Genomic DNA, 13,430 nt, shown 5'->3' on the forward strand with positions numbered 1-13,430 from the left:
GAGACAGATGATGAACTTGAAACGTACTCTCCTGACCGCCAGCATCGCCGCTATCGCCCTCAACGCAGGCTCTGCCCTGGCGGCTGTCAGTGCCGAAGAAGCAGCCAAGCTGGGTGAGCAACTGACCCCCTTTGGCGCCGAGCGTGCCGGTAACGGCAGCGATATCCCTGAGTGGACCGGTGGCCTGACCACGCCCCCTGCCGGTTACACCGCCGGCGGCAACCTGGTGGATCCTTTCGCCGATGAAAAGCCGCTCTACACGGTGACCGCCGATAACTACAAGGAATACGCCGATCTTCTGTCCGACGGCCAGAAAGCGCTGTTCGAGAAGAAACCGACCTTCAAGATGAACGTCTATCCGACGCATCGTACCGCACCGATACCGGACTGGATCGCCAAAAACACCTACAGCAATGCGCTGAATGCGCAGCTGACAACTGACGGCAACGGCGTGACCAACGCCTACGGCGGCATCCCCTTCCCGATTCCGCAGAACGGTAAAGAGGCGATCTGGAACCACACCCTGCGCTGGTACGGTGAGGGTAAGGACGCAACCTATGAGAGCGCCACGGTCTACGCCAACGGCTCGCGCACCATCACCGCCGGCCAGCTGATCGAAACCTACCCGTATTACTACAAGGAAGGTGATCTCAACACCTTTAACGGCAACGTGATTCAGCTGATGCTGGAATATTCACTGCCGACCCGACGCAAGGGTGAAGTCACCCTGGTACGCGACCCGGTCAACGCCAATGAAGAGCCGCGCCAGGCCTGGCAGTACATCCCCGGTCAGCGTCGCGTGCGTCGTGCTCCTACCATCGCGTTCGATACGCCGGATCCGGGCTCCAACGGCCTGACCACCTATGACCAGGCGTTCATGTTCAACGGTTCTCCGGAGCGCTTCAACTGGGAGCTGATCGGCAAGAAAGAGATGCTGGTGCCCTACAACTCCTACAAGTTCCTGACGGCTCACAGCAAGGGCACGCCGATGGAGGAGATCGCCCAGGCCGAGCATACCAACACCGATCTGGAGCGCTGGGAGAAACACCGCGTCTGGGTGGTTGAAGCCACACTGCGTGAAGACAGCCGCCATATCTACGGCAAGCGCCGCTTCTACCTGGACGAGGACTCCTGGTTCGCACTGATGGCCGACATGTACGACGGCCGCGGTGAGCTCTGGCGCTACGGCCACTCACACCCGGTCGCGCTGTACGCCGATGGCAACATCATTGCGCGTGCACTCACCAACTACGATCTGCAGTCCGGTGACTACGCGATGCAGGAGTATGACGTGATCCCTTACTCCACCGTCGCCACCAAGGACGACAGTTTCTACACCCCGCAGACGGTGCGCCAGATGGCACGCCGCTAAGCAAAAACAACAGACCGGCGTTACTGCGCCGGTCTCTTTCGCACGTTATTTCGGGAATACGTTCCAGCAGAGCGTATTGCCGGAATGGCGGCCGATTGTCTGAATCTCAGTGGCGACAGCCAGCTTCATAATTCCGATAAAAAGAATAAGCCTATGAAAACGCACACTCAGTCCCTGACCGGGATAAAACCCCGGCTTACAAAATCCAGCCTGGGCATGCTGATCGGCCTGGCTATCTCCGGCAGCGCGGTGGCCGGTGATGCGCTGAAAGAGCCGGCACTGAAGTCTGACCTGGCAGCCAGCAGAATGGTGCTGGATGTTGAACGTGTCGGCAGCAACCTAGTTGCTGTCGGTGAGCGCGGCCATATCCTGATCTCCGCCGATGAAGCTAACACCTGGCAACAGGCGCTGGCCCCGGTTCGCGTGACGCTGACCAACACCTTCTTTGTGGACGATCAGTTTGGCTGGGCCGTGGGCCATGACGGTGTTGTGCTCAAAACCGAGGATGGCGGTCGCAACTGGCGTGCCGTCATGGATGGCAACCGCGCCAACGAACTGATGCTGGGACGCGCGCAGGCACGTCTGGCCGAGCTGGAAGAGGCGATCGAAAAAGCCCCCGAGGAGCAGCGGGAAACGCTGGAGCTCGATCTGGAAGATCGTACCTACATGGCCGAAGATGCCGAAGCTTTCGCTGACGAGGGACCGAGCCGCCCCTTCCTTGATGTCTGGTTCAAGGATCGTAACGAGGGCATCGTCATCGGTGGTTTCGGCCTGATTCTGCACACCACCGATGGTGGCGAAACCTGGTCGGCCTGGTTCGACCGTATCGATAACCCCTCCCTGTTCCACCTCAACGCCATCGCCCGGATCGGCGATCAGCTCTATATCGCCGCCGAAGCCGGCAATCTCTACCGCTCATCGGACTGGGGCCAAAGCTGGCAGATGCTGGACAGCCCCTACGACGGCTCGTTTTTCGGCATTACCGGCAGTGACCAGGGCCGCATCATCGCCTTCGGCCTGCGCGGCAACGCCTTTCAGTCCGACGACTGGGGCGACTCCTGGGAGACCATCGATACCGGCGTCGACGCCACCCTCTTCAGCGGCACCCTGCTCGACGATGGCTCGGTGGTGCTGGTGGGCGCCGCCGGGGTGTCCCTGCATATCGACGCCAGCGGCCAGGTGTTAGGCACCGACCGGGATCCGGCCCGTCTGCCGCAAAGCAAGGTACTGGTCAGTGAACAGAAACAGCTGCTGATCGCAGGCGCTCATGGCGTTCATGCGGCGACTGTCAGCGGAGGTAAACAACAGTGAACAAGCCACAACAGATCTCGACGACCGGGCTGTCCGGCACCGAATCGATCGTCGAACGTATCTTCTTCCATCACCGTCCACTGCTCATCCTGCTGATGCTGGCGGCCACGCTGTTCTTCGGCTATCAGGCCAGCACCATCAAGCCCGAAGCCAGCTTCGAGAAGATGATTCCGGCGTCGCACCCCTATATCGCCAACTACATCCAGCACAAGGATGACCTGGCGGGCCTGGGTAATGCCATCCGTATCTCGGTGGAAAACCCCAACGGCGATATCTTCGACAAGGAGTTTCAGGAAACCCTGCGGAAGATCCACGACGAGGTGTTCTACATTCCCGGGGTTGCCCGCGCCAATCTGCTGTCGATCTGGGCTTCCGGCGTGCGCTGGTCCGAGGTCACCGAAGATGGCCTCACCGGCGGTCCGGTGATCGCCGATACCTATGACGGTTCCCCCGAGGAGCTGGAAAAGCTCAAGACCAACATCCTCAAATCCGGCCGCATCGGCTCTCTGGTCGCCAACGACTTCAAATCGGCGATCATCTACGCCCCGCTGCTGGACTTTAACCCCGATACCGGCGAGCCGATCGATTACCAGCAGTTCTCCAGCCAGCTCGAAGAGCTGATTCGTGACAAGTACGAGAGCAACAGCGTAAAGATCCATATCACCGGCTTTGCCAAGGTGGTGGGCGACCTGATCGATGGCGCCAGCCAGGTGGCGATCTTCTTTGCCATGGCGCTGGCGATCACCCTGGTGCTGCTGTACCTCTATTCGCGCTGCCTGCGCAGCTCCATCGTACCGCTGATGTGTTCAGTGATCGCCGTGATCTGGCAGCTGGGCCTGCTGAAAACCCTGGGCTACGGGCTCGACCCCTACTCCATGCTGGTGCCCTTCCTGGTGTTTGCCATCGGCGTCAGCCACGGTGTACAGATCATCAACGCCATCGGTCATGAAAGTGCCCGCGGCGCCGGCAAGGAGCTGGCGGCCCGCCTGGCGTTCCGCTCTCTGTACGTGCCCGGCATCATCGCCCTGATCAGTGATGGTGTCGGCTTCGCCACGCTGATGGTGATCGATATAGCGGTGATTCAGGATCTGGCCGTGGCGGCTAGTATCGGTGTGGCGGTGATCATCCTCACCAACCTGATTCTGCTGCCGATCCTGATGTCCTACGTCGGCGTCAGCCAGACATCGGTGAAAAAACAGCAGCAGATCGAGGAGCACGGCAAGCATCCGATCTGGAACCTGCTGTCCAGCTTTACCCAGCGCCCCAAGGCCGCTCTGATGATCCTGGTGGCCCTCGGCCTTGTGGGCCTCGGTGTGTATCAGAGCCAGGGCCTGAAGGTGGGCGATCTCGATGCCGGTGCGCCGGAGCTGCGCCCGGACTCGCGTTACAACCTGGATAACGCCTTCATCAACGAGAACTATTCCACCAGCACCGATATCTTCGTGATCATGGTGCAGACCGCCAAGGACAAATGCTCCGATTACCACACCCTGGATGTGGTGGATCAGCTGCAGTGGCGTCTGCAACAGCTGCCGGGTGTGCAGTCCGCCAACTCCATGGTGAACGTGGCCAAGCGGGCGATGACCGGCTACAACGAGGGCAACATCAAGTGGATGGCGCTAAACCGTAACCAGGCACTGCTGAACCAGGCATCGATCACCGCGCCGCGGGGCAGCTTCAATGCCGACTGCAGCCTGATGCCGGTGTTTGTCTACCTGAATGACCACAAGGCCGAGACTCTTGCCTCAGTGGTACAGGAGACCGAGGCCTTCGCCGCCAAGTACAACAGCGATGCGCTGACCATCAAGCTGGCGGCCGGTAACGCCGGTATCGAAGCGGCCACCAATATCGTTATCGAGAAAGCCCAGTACGAAATGCTGATCTGGGTGTATTCGGTGGTGGGCTTCCTCTGCCTGATCACCTTCCGCTCCATCCGCACCGTGGCCTGCATCCTGCTGCCGCTGGCACTGACCTCCCTGCTGTGTCAGGCACTGATGGCGCGCCTCGGGATCGGCGTCAAGGTCGCTACCCTGCCGGTTATCGCCCTCGGCGTCGGCATCGGCGTGGACTACGGCATCTACATCTACAGCAAGCTGGAAACCTACCTGAAGGCGGGTCAGAGCCTGCGCCAGGCCTACTTCAACACCCTGAAAACCACCGGCAAGGCCGTGGCCTTCACCGGCCTGACCCTGGGTATAGGTGTCGGCACCTGGTACTGGTCACCGATCAAGTTCCAGGCCGATATGGGGATTCTGCTGACCTTCATGTTTGTCTGGAACATGATCGGCGCACTGGTGTTCCTGCCGGCCCTGGCAAGTTTCCTGATCAAGCGTCAGCCGGTCCGCGAAGAGCAGCCGGTAACACCGGCCTGCGAGAAGCGCGAACAGCCGGTCTGCGAGGTATCCCATGCGTGAGTTCAACAACCTGCTGGTGGTGATCAACCCCGGTACCGAAACGCAGATTGCGCTGCAAAAGGCGGCGCGGATCGCCGCTGACGGAGATCGAATCACGGCGCTGCTGCCAGCCGGCTCGGCCGCTGAAAGGTGTCGAGCGTCGGTCGACGCGCAGCTGGATAAGCTGCGCGCGCGGGGGCTGGATTGCGCTATTGAACAGGCGTCAGAGAAAAACCTGCAGCATGCGGTGCTGGTCGCCCAGCATCAGCACGGCACCGATCTGCTGCTGAAAGAGCCACAGTCCACCAGCCTGACCGACTCCCTGTTCACGCCGCTGGACTGGAAATTACTGCGCACCAGTCAGACGCCGGTGCTGATGGTGAGACAGGCGCAACACCAGGCCGATGCCCCTGTGCTTGCCGCCATCGAAGCCCAGCCCGGGGATTCGGAACACCTGGCGCTGGGTCACCGCATTCTGCATCTGGCGCGGGATATCAGCCACCGCCTGTCGGTGGAACTCTGCCTGTTCAGCGCAGAACCCGCACCAATGCAGAACCCGATGCATCCGGAGCTGTACCCGGACAGCCCTGCCGCGCATTACCGGGAAACAGCCCTTGAGCTGGCACACCGCTACGACGTCCCGATCGCGAACGTGCATATCGCTCAGGGACCGGCGGAAGTACTGATTCCTGAGCAGGCGCAAAAGCTCAATGCCGGGCTCGTGGTGCTGGGTACGGTGGCGCGGGCGGGACTGAGCGGGGTACTGCTGGGCAATACCGGCGAGCAGATCCTGGAACGGGTGAACAGCGATGTGCTGGTGGTTCCGCCGCTGCCTGAAACCGCCTGAGTGGCATCGGCTGCACCAAATAACAAGAACCAACAGTGAGTACAGACCATGACGCTTAAACAGGTTTCTCTGGACGACAAGTACACCAAAGAGCGCGGGACGGTCTACATGACCGGTAACCAGGCACTGGTCCGGCTGCCGCTGCTGCAGAAGCAGCGGGACCAGGCTCAGGGCCTGAATACCGCTGGCTATATTACCGGCTACCGGGGCTCGCCCATCGGCACCTACGACATGGAGCTGAGCCGCAATAAAAAGCTGCTCGATGCTCACGACATCGTGTTTCAGCCCGGCGTCAATGAAGACCTGGCGGCCACCTCTGTCTGGGGCACCCAGCAGATCGAGGCCGAAGCGGAGAAAAAATACGACGGTGTCTTCGCCATCTGGTACGGCAAGGGCCCCGGTGTGTTCCGCTCCGGCGATGCGATCAAGCACGGCAGCTTCTTTGGCGCCTCCCATAAGGGCGGCGTACTGCTTATCGCCGGTGACGACCATGTAGCCAAGTCGTCCACCATTGCGCATTACTCCGAGCCGGAGATGATCGCCCACGGCAGCCCGGTGCTTTACCCCTCCACCATTCAGGAGGTGATCGACTACGGTCTGATCGGCTGGGCGCTGTCACGTTATTCCGGCGCCTGGGTCACGCTGAAAGTGGTCAATGAAACCATCGAAGGCACGGCCACCGTGGAACTGGACCCGGACAAGTCGATAACCCGGGACCCGGAAGGTCTGGATATTCCGCCGGAGGCACACTTTGTACCGCCCACCGGCGGCCTGGGACCCGCCGCCACCGCCGAGCGTATGGCCTATAGCGCCCGTATACCGCTGGTGAAGGCGTTTGCGCGGCTCAACAAGCTGGATCGCATCACCCTGGAAGCACCGCAGCGCAAGCTCGGCATCGTCAGCAGCGGCAAGGTCTATCAGGATATCCTGCGCGCCTTCCAGCTGATGGGTATAGATGAAGACAAGGCCCGCGCCCTGGGCATCAGCCTGTACAAGGTGGCGATGGTCTGGCCACTGGAAGATCAGGGGCTGGCGGAGTTCGCCGAGGGACATGACGAACTGCTGGTGATCGAAGAGAAACAGCCGGTGATGGAACCGCAGATCGCCGACCAGCTGTTCAACTGGCCGGATGAGCGGCGTCCCCGCCTGATCGGCAAACGTGATGAACAGGGTCAACCGATCCAGAAAACCTATGGCGGTATGGCACCCCATGAGATCCTGGCGCTGCTGCGTGACCGCCTCGCCGCCAACGGCCTGCTCGATGACGCCATCCGCGCCAGCTGCGACCAGTATCTTGCGAGTATTACCGGCGGTTGTGGCGCGATCATCCCGCAACTGGTGCGTATCCCCTATTTCTGCTCCGGCTGCCCGCACAACAGTTCCACCAAGGTGCCCGAGGGCTCCCAGGCGATGGCCGGTATCGGCTGTCACGCCATGGCCGGGTTTATGAACCGCAACACCAGCTTCCCGACCCAGATGGGTGGCGAGGGCCACAACTGGGTGGGCCTGTCCCACTTTGTCGATACCAAGCACCGATTCCAGAACCTGGGCGATGGCACCTACACCCACTCCGGCCTGCTGGCGGTGCATGCGGCGGTGGTGCAGAAAACCAACATCACCTACAAGATCCTCTACAACGATGCAGTGGCGATGACCGGCGGCCAGCCGGCGGAAGGCCAGCTGACACCGCAGCAGATCAGCGAGCAGGTGACCGCCCTCGGCGCGAAACGCGTGGTGGTCACCAGCGACGATCCGGACAAGTACCGCAACCAGCCAAGCTTTGCCCAGGGCACGCAGATTCACCATCGCCGTGAACTGGACCGGCTGCAGCGCGAACTGCGAGAAATACCGGGCGTTACCGTACTGATCCATGATCAGACCTGCGCCGCCGAGAAGCGGCGTAGGCGCAAGCGCGGCCAGTTCCCCGATCCGGACAAGCGCATGTTCATCAACGAACAGGTGTGCGAAGCCTGTGGCGACTGTTCGGTACAGGCCAACTGTGTCAGCCTGCAGACTCGCAAGACCGAGTTCGGCAACAAGCGTGTTATCGACCAGTCCACCTGCAACAAGGACTACCGCTGCGTTGACGGCTTCTGCCCCTCCTTCGTCACCGTTCTCGGTGGCAAGCTGCGCAAGGCGGAAACCGCGAGCCTCGGCCAGTCACTGTTCGACGGCCTGCCCGATCCGCTGCGGCCGGAATTCGACGACTGCTACACGGTGATGATCAACGGCATCGGCGGCACCGGTGTAGTTACCATCGGTGCGGTGCTGGGCATGGCGGCCCACCTGGAAGACAAGTCGATCTCGATCTACGACATGACCGGCTTCGCCCAGAAAGGCGGCGCCGTACAGAGCCACCTGCGTATCGGCCACAACCAGAGCGACATCACCAGCCTGCCGATCGGCCCGGCGGATGCCGACCTGATTATCGGCTGCGACCTGGTGGTGACCGCCAGCGAAAGCTCGATGCGCTCCATTCGCACCAACCACACCAAGTGTGTGGTTAACAGCGACCCGGTGGCCACCTCGGTACTGCAGCTGATGCGTGACTTCGAACTGCCGACACAGCCGCTGCTCGGTGGACTGAAACAAGCCCTGCAGGACGATCTGTGCAGCATCGACGCTACCAAGATCGCCAATGCGCTCACCGGCAACAGCATCGCGTCCAACATGTTCCTGGTCGGTTTTGCCTTCCAGAAGGGCTGGCTGCCGCTCAGCGAAGAAGCGATCCTGAAGGCGATCGAGATCAACAAGGTCTCCATCGAATTCAACCAGAACGCCTTCCGCCTGGGCCGCGTCGCCGCCCACGACATGAACCGCATCACACCGCTGATCGAGGCGCAGCTTAACGCCAGCAAACCGGATGTAGCCGAGTCGCCGGAACAGGCGCTGCAGCGCCGTATCGATCACCTGACCGCCTACCAGAACACCGCCTATGCAGAAACCTACAGGGAGCTGGTTAACCAGGTGCATAAGATCGAGCAGGAGAAGATGCCAGGCCGCACCGAGCTGTCGGACGCGGTGATGCGCAACTACTTCAAACTGATGGCGTACAAGGATGAATACGAGGTCGCCCGCCTCTACACCGATGGCCGCTTCAAGGAGCGTCTGGAACAGCAGTTCGAGGGTAACTACAAGCTGCGCTTCAACCTGGCACCGCCGATCCTCAACCGCCGCGATCCGCAAACCGGCCACCTGCGCAAGCAGGAGTTCGGTCCCTGGGTGCTCAAGGCGTTCGGCCTGATGGCAAAGCTGAAAGGCCTGCGCGGCACCGCCTTTGATCCGTTCGGCTATACCGGCGAGCGTCGCAAGGAGCGTCAGATGATCGCCGAGTATCGCCAGACGATCGCCGAGCTGCTCGATCAGATGACCGAATCAAACTATGACCTGGCGGTAAAAATCGCCGAGCTGCCCGCCGGCATCCGTGGCTACGGTCATGTCAAAGAGACCGCGATCAAGCAGGCGGAAGCGCAGCGCAAGGTGCTGCTGGCCGACTTCAAAAGCGCCCGGAATGTAATCGCCTCCGACAAAAAGGAACTGTTCTACGAAGCGACCTGATGGGCATCGGCGTCAGCTCCTCCAGCAGGGGCTGACGCAGTCCATACGGCCACGCTGTCGTGTAATGTCAAAACGCTTTCATATTCTGTCAAATCCCGCTGCCTGGGATTCCTTACCCTTAAACAAAATAAAAACAGGTGCCCCTGAGCACCTATCAACCCGTAAAGGGGAGCCCTTTTTCATGAAGAAAACCCTCCTGGCATCCATGATTGCCGCACTCGCCGGCGCCGCCTCACACACTGCTATCGCCGCGCCGACCCAGGTGTTCTGGGGCGATACCCACCTGCATACTTCCTACTCCGGTGACGCCTTTGCCATGGGCAACGAGTCGGTGGATCCCGACACCGCCTACCGCTTTGCCCGGGGCTTGCCGGTGATCCACCCCTATAACCGTACCCGGGTGCAGCTGAACCGGCCGCTGGACTTCCTGGTGGTGGCAGACCACGCGGAATACATGGGGCTGATGCAGCTGGTGCGCGATAAAAGCCCGCTGCTGGACGGCGCCGAGAACGGCCAGAACCTGATCAAGCTGTGGGATACCCAGGGTTCCAAATCGGTTTACTATGATGCTGCCGGCGCGCTGGTCAAAGGTGCGCCCTACCAGGACCTGCTGACCAACGCGATCCGCCAGCCGATCTGGGACAAGATCATCAAGGCGGCGGAAGATAACAACCAGCCCGGCGAGTTCACCACCTTTATCGGCTGGGAATGGTCCTCCATGCCAGGTGGCGCCAACCTGCACCGTATTGTGTTTACCGACAAGGGCGGTGAGGTTGCCGAAAAGTTTCTGCCCTACTCTTCGGCCGACAGCGATCGCCCCGAAGACTTCTGGAACTGGCTCGATACGACTTCCACTGATACCGGTGCCGATTTTGTCGCGATTCCGCACAACTCCAATATCAGTAACGGCCTGATGTTCAACGACGTGGACAGCGATGGCCACCCGATCAGCGCCAGTTATGCCCGCACCCGCATGCGCTGGGAGCCGGTGGCGGAAGTTACTCAGATCAAGGGCGACTCCGAAACCCATCCGAGCCTGTCACCCGAGGATACGTTTGCGGATTTCGAAACCTTCGAACATGTGATGAACTTCGGTGCCGGCGACGACCAGGCCCAGGTCGATCAGGTCAGTAACTATGCCCGCAGTGCACTGAAGCGCGGCCTGGAAATTGATGCCAAAGTCGGCGCCAACCCGTACAAGTTTGGCATGGCCGGTTCCACCGATTCCCACACCGGCCTGACCACCGCCAGCGAGCCCAACTTCTGGGGCAAGTTCGGTATCGATTCCATCCCCGAGAACCTGGACAAGGAAACCACTCCCCACGCCGATGGCTGGAGCATGTCCGCGGCCGGCATGGTGGCGGTCTGGGCCGAGGAGAACACCCGCGAGGAGATCTTCGCCGCGTTCAAACGCAAGGAGGTTTACGCCACCACCGGTCCGCGCATGCAGGTGCGTCTGTTTGGCGGCTTCAACTTCGCTGCCAAGGATGCCGGCAACAATGATCTGGCTGAGCTGGGCTACCGCAAGGGCGTTGCCATGGGCGGCGACCTGAGCCAGGCACCGGAGGGCAAGGCACCCTCTTTCCTGATCCAGGCGGTCAAGGATCCGGAAGGCGCCAACCTGGACCGTGTGCAGCTGGTCAAGGGCTGGCTGGATGCCGAGGGCAAGAGTCATGAGCAGGTGTTCAACGTGGCACTCTCGGATGGTCGTGAGGACCTGGGAGCCGACACCCAACCGGTCGGCAACACCGTCAACCTGGAGACCGGTCACTACAGCAACAGCATTGGCGATGAAGAGCTGGTTACCGTCTGGCAGGATCCGGAGTTTGATGCCAGCCAGCGCGCCTTCTACTACCTGCGTGTGCTGCAGATCCCGACGCCGCGCCACACCATGCTCGACGCCGTAGCGCTGGGTCGCTCCCAGGATGAGGTTCACTTTCCGGCCACGATCCAGGAGCGCGCCTACTCCTCACCGATCTGGTACACGCCCTGATTCTCGACTGAGGGCAGCTCCCAGCTAGCCACCTACTAGCAGCCATCTATTACCGACCATCTTTTAGAGAGTATGCCAATGATAAAAACAACACTCTCGGTCATCATCTCAGCCACCCTGCTCTCCTCCGCCATCCAGGCGGGGGAGAGATCCTACTCGCCGATGGCGGGCAAGGATTACCCGCAGCAGGTGTACTGGGGCGATACCCACCTGCACACCTCCTACTCCTTTGACGCCGCGATGATGGGCAACAAGGGACTGGCTCCGGAAGATGCCTACCGCTTTGCCCGCGGCGAGGAGATCCGGGCTCACAACGGCATGATTGCCAGGCTCAACCGGCCGCTGGACTTCCTGATGGTGTCCGATCATGCCGAATACCTGGGGCTGGTACCGATGGTATCCGCCGGAAATCCGGAGGTACTCGGCGACCCTGTGGGTGCGCGCTGGGCCGAACTCCTGAATGGTGGCCCGGATGAACAGCTCAAGGCGCTGCTCGAAATGAATGTCGATATCGCCAAAAACCACAAAAGCATGGTCAACGCGTCCGTGGAGCGCACCGCCTGGGACGCGATCACGGCGGCCGCAGACCAATACAACGATCCGGGCAAATTCACCGCGCTTATCGGCTACGAATGGACCACCATGCCCGGCGGCGACAACCTGCATCGGGTGGTGATGTTTGCCGATGATGCAAGCAAGGCGGGGCAAATCATTCCGTTCTCCGCTTTTGACAGCGAGGACCCGGAAGATCTCTGGAAATTTCTCCAGGACTACGAAGACAACACCGGCGGCCGGGTGCTGGCGATTCCCCATAACGGCAACGTCAGCAACGGCCAGATGTTCGCGCTCACCGACCGCAATGGCGAACCGCTCAGCCGCGCCTATGCGGAAACCCGCAGCCGCTGGGAGCCGGTGGCCGAGGTCACTCAGATAAAGGGCGATGGCGAAACCCACCCCAAGCTGTCACCCAACGACGAATTTGCCGACTTCGAAAGATGGGACAAGGGCAATCTCACCGCCAATGCCGTTAAAACAGACGATATGCTGGCGTTCGAGTATGCCCGCTCCGCGCTCAAGCTCGGCCTGGAGCAGGAAGCCAAACTGGGCGTTAACCCGTTCAAGTTCGGCATGATCGGCAGCACCGACGCCCATACCAGTCTTTCCGCAGTGGAAGAAAACAACTTCTGGGGCAAGTTCAGCCTGTTTGAACCCAGCGCCAAACGCGGCGAGATTGCCGGCTATACCGTCGGCAAGCAGGGCAAGGTGTATGGCCTGACTATCGACGAATCGGTGGCCTCGGGCTATGCCGCCGTCTGGGCTACCGAAAACACCCGCGAGGCGCTGTTCGATGCGATCAAGCGCCGGGAAACCTACGCGTCCACCGGCCCGCGCATAAGCGTCAGGTTTTTCGGTGGCTGGGACTTTGCCAAGGATGAGGTCAGCTACCCCGATTACGTGGACCGCGGTTATACCAGGGGCGTGCCTATGGGGGGCGACCTGACTCGCGCACCTGCAGGGCGCGCGCCCTCCTTCATGGTGGCGGCAGCCCGCGATCCTGACGGCGCCAACCTGGACCGGGTTCAGATCATCAAGGGCTGGCATGACCGCGACGGCAGCCTGCAGGAGAAGGTCTATGACATCGCCTGGAGCGATAACCGCGTCGCGCAGGCCAACGGCAAGCTGCCTGGTGTCGGCAATACCGTGGATAGTGATGCGGCGACCTGGACCAACAGCATCGGCGCGGCGGAGCTGAGCAGCGTCTGGACCGATCCGGAGTTTGATCCGTCCGAGCGCGCCTTCTACTACGCGCGCGTGTTGCAGATCCCGACACCGCGCTGGACCACTTACGACGAGAAGCATTTCGATACCCAGCTCGACAGCGATATGCCGGACGCCATCCAGGAGCGCGCCTACACCTCCCCCATCTGGTACACGCCGAACGCGGAGAACTAAGCG

7 protein-coding genes are annotated in these 13,430 nt (G+C 61.0%); all 7 read left to right on the forward strand.

Features of this window, described 5'->3' with window-relative positions; all coding sequences use genetic code 11:
* Window positions 1–7 precede the first annotated feature (7 nt).
* The 7 genes from ACQUQP_RS16260 (at window position 8) to ACQUQP_RS16290 (ending at window position 13,427) form a co-directional block, all read left to right on the forward strand.
* Window positions 8–1,372 (forward strand): DUF1329 domain-containing protein, encoded by a 1,365-nt coding sequence (locus ACQUQP_RS16260; protein ID WP_432696081.1) that lies wholly within the window; start codon window positions 8–10, stop codon window positions 1,370–1,372.
* 153 nt (window positions 1,373–1,525) lie between these two features.
* Window positions 1,526–2,683 carry a WD40/YVTN/BNR-like repeat-containing protein gene (locus tag ACQUQP_RS16265; protein WP_432696082.1) on the forward strand — a complete coding sequence of 386 codons (1,158 nt, stop codon included), beginning with the start codon at window positions 1,526–1,528 and terminating at the stop codon, window positions 2,681–2,683.
* The gene (locus ACQUQP_RS16270) at window positions 2,680–5,097 is read left to right on the forward strand and encodes an efflux RND transporter permease subunit (protein ID WP_432696083.1); all 2,418 of its coding nucleotides are present in this window, start codon (window positions 2,680–2,682) and stop codon (window positions 5,095–5,097) included. The genes ACQUQP_RS16265 and ACQUQP_RS16270 overlap by 4 nt, the downstream gene beginning before the upstream one ends.
* On the forward strand, window positions 5,090–5,923 hold the full coding sequence (locus ACQUQP_RS16275) for a universal stress protein (RefSeq protein ID WP_432696084.1): 834 nt from the start codon (window positions 5,090–5,092) through the stop codon (window positions 5,921–5,923). Before ACQUQP_RS16270 ends, ACQUQP_RS16275 begins: the two co-directional genes overlap by 8 nt.
* Before the next feature lie 48 nt (window positions 5,924–5,971).
* A complete protein-coding gene (locus tag ACQUQP_RS16280; RefSeq protein WP_432696085.1) occupies window positions 5,972–9,481 on the forward strand; it encodes an indolepyruvate ferredoxin oxidoreductase family protein in 3,510 nt (1,169 codons plus the stop codon).
* Window positions 9,482–9,662: 181 nt separating this feature from the next.
* Window positions 9,663–11,474 (forward strand): DUF3604 domain-containing protein, encoded by a 1,812-nt coding sequence (locus tag ACQUQP_RS16285; RefSeq protein WP_432696086.1) that lies wholly within the window; start codon window positions 9,663–9,665, stop codon window positions 11,472–11,474.
* A 78-nt stretch (window positions 11,475–11,552) separates the two neighbouring features.
* Window positions 11,553–13,427, forward strand: coding sequence for a DUF3604 domain-containing protein (locus ACQUQP_RS16290; protein ID WP_432696087.1), 1,875 nt, complete (start codon window positions 11,553–11,555; stop codon window positions 13,425–13,427).
* The last annotated feature ends 3 nt before the right edge of the window (window positions 13,428–13,430 follow it).

The organism is Marinobacterium sp. YM272 (genome assembly GCF_050908845.1).
In the GTDB taxonomy this organism is placed as follows: Bacteria; Pseudomonadota; Gammaproteobacteria; order Pseudomonadales; family Balneatricaceae; genus Marinobacterium_D.

What these genes read in the sequence shown, in the direction of transcription:
- ACQUQP_RS16260 (WP_432696081.1), top strand. Translation starts at nt 8, where the DNA reads ATGATGAACTTGAAACGTACTCTCCTGACCGCCAGCATCGCCGCTATC.
- ACQUQP_RS16275 (WP_432696084.1), top strand. Translation starts at nt 5,090, where the DNA reads ATGCGTGAGTTCAACAACCTGCTGGTGGTGATCAACCCCGGTACCGAA.
- ACQUQP_RS16280 (WP_432696085.1), top strand. Translation starts at nt 5,972, where the DNA reads ATGACGCTTAAACAGGTTTCTCTGGACGACAAGTACACCAAAGAGCGC.
- ACQUQP_RS16285 (WP_432696086.1), top strand. Translation starts at nt 9,663, where the DNA reads ATGAAGAAAACCCTCCTGGCATCCATGATTGCCGCACTCGCCGGCGCC.
- ACQUQP_RS16290 (WP_432696087.1), top strand. Translation starts at nt 11,553, where the DNA reads ATGATAAAAACAACACTCTCGGTCATCATCTCAGCCACCCTGCTCTCC.
- ACQUQP_RS16265 (WP_432696082.1), top strand. Translation starts at nt 1,526, where the DNA reads ATGAAAACGCACACTCAGTCCCTGACCGGGATAAAACCCCGGCTTACA.